The organism is Salinivibrio sp. IB643 (assembly GCF_001996105.1).
Classification (GTDB): domain Bacteria; phylum Pseudomonadota; class Gammaproteobacteria; order Enterobacterales; family Vibrionaceae; genus Salinivibrio; species Salinivibrio costicola.
Map to the genome: position 1 here is coordinate 1 of NZ_MUFF01000074.1, position 2644 is coordinate 2644.

The 2644-nt window shown below is 52.3% G+C and carries 3 protein-coding genes; all 3 read right to left on the reverse strand.

All coding sequences use genetic code 11. The features are described 5' to 3' along the window. Nucleotides 1-1068, reverse strand: a 1068-nt coding sequence (locus BZG77_RS14435) for an MBL fold metallo-hydrolase (protein ID WP_077647740.1), incomplete at its 3' end; no start/stop codon positions are given. 87 nt (nucleotides 1069-1155) lie between these two features. After that, nucleotides 1156-2088 (reverse strand): alpha/beta hydrolase, encoded by a 933-nt coding sequence (locus BZG77_RS14440; RefSeq protein WP_077647739.1) that lies wholly within the window; start codon nucleotides 2086-2088, stop codon nucleotides 1156-1158. Nucleotides 2089-2225: 137 nt separating this feature from the next. Beyond that, a partial coding sequence (locus tag BZG77_RS14445) for an aminotransferase class I/II-fold pyridoxal phosphate-dependent enzyme (protein WP_131826170.1) occupies nucleotides 2226-2644 on the reverse strand: 419 nt, incomplete at its 5' end.

Consider the following 2644-nt stretch of genomic DNA (forward strand, 5'->3'; position numbering starts at 1 on the left):
TGCCAAGGCGGCGAGGTAGTTCATAATCCGTCCGCCTTGGCACATGCCGGAGGCGGCGACCACAATGGCCGGCTCGCCGCTTTGTTTTAGGCGGTTCACCAGTGCCATGTGCTGGCTGTGTTCATCAATGGTGATGCATTGCTCAAAGGCTAACGGATGGCGGTGTTGATTTAGCTTGGTTTTGGCCTCTTTGCTCCATAGCTTTTTAAACTGGCGATAGTGGCGCGTGACTTTTTGCGCCATGGGCGAGTCAAGAATAATAGGGAGCGCCTCATCAAGCTGCTTTTGGTGGATAAGCTGCTCGATATCAAACAACAGCTCTTGGGTGCGGCCGACACTGAACGCTGGGATCAAAATCGCSCCACCGTCTTCTAGTGAGCGTTGAATGATCGCCTCGAGCCGCTGGGCGCGGTTGGCGACGGACTCATGGGTTTTATCGCCGTAGGTAGATTCTAAAAACAAAATATCGGCACGGGTTGGCGGGGTTGGATCAGGCAGCAGTGGCGTGTTGCTGGGCCCTAAATCGCCCGAGAACACTACGCGCTGCTCGTCGGGCAGTTTTAATTCAACATAAGCTGACCCCAAAATATGCCCAGCCGGTTGCAAGCGCAAATAGGTCGCCGGCTGCCCTTTATGCCTGGGCTTTAGCCGGTACCAGCTGTTGTAAGACAGCGTCACGGTTAACTGGCGGATACGTTCGAGCACGTGCTGGCGATTGCCATAATGCATGTTGAGTTGCAGCTTTAAGGTGTCGTCAATCAATAGCGGCACCAAAGCGGCGGTAGCCTCAGTGCAATAAATGGGGCCGTTAAAGCCAGCCGCCAATAGCCATGGCAGTAAGCCACAGTGGTCGATATGAGCGTGGGTGAGGATCAGCGCGTCAATGCGTTTGCCATTGAGGTTCACCCTCGCCTCTCGCGCTTCATCGCCTTGGTATTGACCGCAATCAATCAGCAAGCGTAAGCCACTGGGTTTTATATCCACTTGGTGACAAGAGCCAGTCACGGTTTGATAGCCACCGTGATGGGTGACGGTGAGGGTCTCATTGTTTATTGAGGTGTTGGGCATGGTTACGTCCTTGTTGAAGAAGTTGGATAACAAATCAGGCGTTGGTCGGACAAGCGCCAGTGCTTGTGTCATCGTCGCCAATGGTATTTATGTGCCTACCATCTTATCCATCATCTGTTCTATCAACGGGCTTGGGTGGCCGTTGTCGTCGGTGAGGAAATAGGTATGGCCCCAGTGGGGGTCGAATTGGTCATTAAAGGCGTCGCAGTCGTTTATCGTCACTTTGTTAGCCGGGAGTGCGTCGAGGTTTTCGGGGCCGGTCATGCCTAATCGCCGGGTGACGGTGCGGTGGCGCACGTTGACCACTTTTGAGGCGGCCATGGCTAAATCGTCGGCGGCATAGTAAATGTGGACTTGTTTGGCGGCATCCAGCACTGCCCTGCCCGGCTGGTGCGGCTCTAGGGCTTGGTTATCAACATCGGCAGCCATCATAAAGATATGCCGAAACCATTGCGGCATGGTGTCGAGCCCGGCGTGTTGGTGCCAATGGCAAAAGGTGCTGATTAAAGTGCGATTGCCCATGGAGTGAGCAAGCACGTTCATGCGGCGCTTACACGGAGTGGTTTGTTGCTCGGGGGCGCGGCGCCAGTCATCAAACATCGCCAGTAAGCGGCTAAACGCCAATCCTGACGCGGTGGCGGCAAGTTGATCGTCCCAATAGTCATCGACAGCACCGAGCGGGCCATCGTCGTCACAGGGCCAGATAATCGGCACCACCAGCATGGCGTTGGGGGCGAGGCGATCAAACTGGTGTTGTAACGTCTGCGCCATCGGGAAGATGTTGCGCTCCATTTGGTTGTTATAACCATGGAGCAAAAAGAGGATTTGAGTATGCGCGGGCAAGGCTTTCAGTTTGGCCATAAACGGCGCCGCGGTGATCTCTTGGTATTCACCCTGCCCGGCGCGCTGGCAAAAATACACCCACTTTGAGATATCGGTGTTTTGGTTATCAAAGCTTAACCAACGGCCGGCCTCACTGGTCGGCCCTTGTTTAGGAATACGGCTGGTAATAAATAACATGGCATCATCCACCGGTTATGAATGTGCGGGGAAGGATAAGCGAGGTAGGTAATTGAGTTGTATGGTGTTTGGGGGATTTTGCGAGGGAGGGAGCGGAAAAAGAGTAGGCTTCCTTATCTACTCTTTCTGATATGCATTTAACGCTGTCGTTTAWTCGCTTGAATTAACGCATCGACACCCACCTCTACTTTAGATCGTGGACAACCGAGGTTCAGTCTCATATGGTTTTTCCCTGCCTTTCCATACGTACTACCCGGCATGATAGCAACATGGAATGTTTCAATTAATGTCTTTTCAAGCGCTTTCATATCTAGATTCAATGGTGATAAATCGATCCACGCCAAATAAGTTGAATCTGGTACTTGATAAATGATTTCAGAAAAAGCGCTTTGCAATGTATCTCTTACGTACTCATGGTTGGCCAGCACGTAATCATTAAGCGCCGTTAGCCAACGTTCACCTTCGTTATAAGCCGCCATCGTCCCAAGTACCGCCAATATTGACGGTGAAGATAAGCCGTCCACTTCCTTCAGCCTGTGCAAATATTGATTATGGC

What these genes read in the sequence shown, in the direction of transcription:
- BZG77_RS14440 (WP_077647739.1), bottom strand. Translation starts at nt 2,088, where the DNA reads ATGTTATTTATTACCAGCCGTATTCCTAAACAAGGGCCGACCAGTGAG.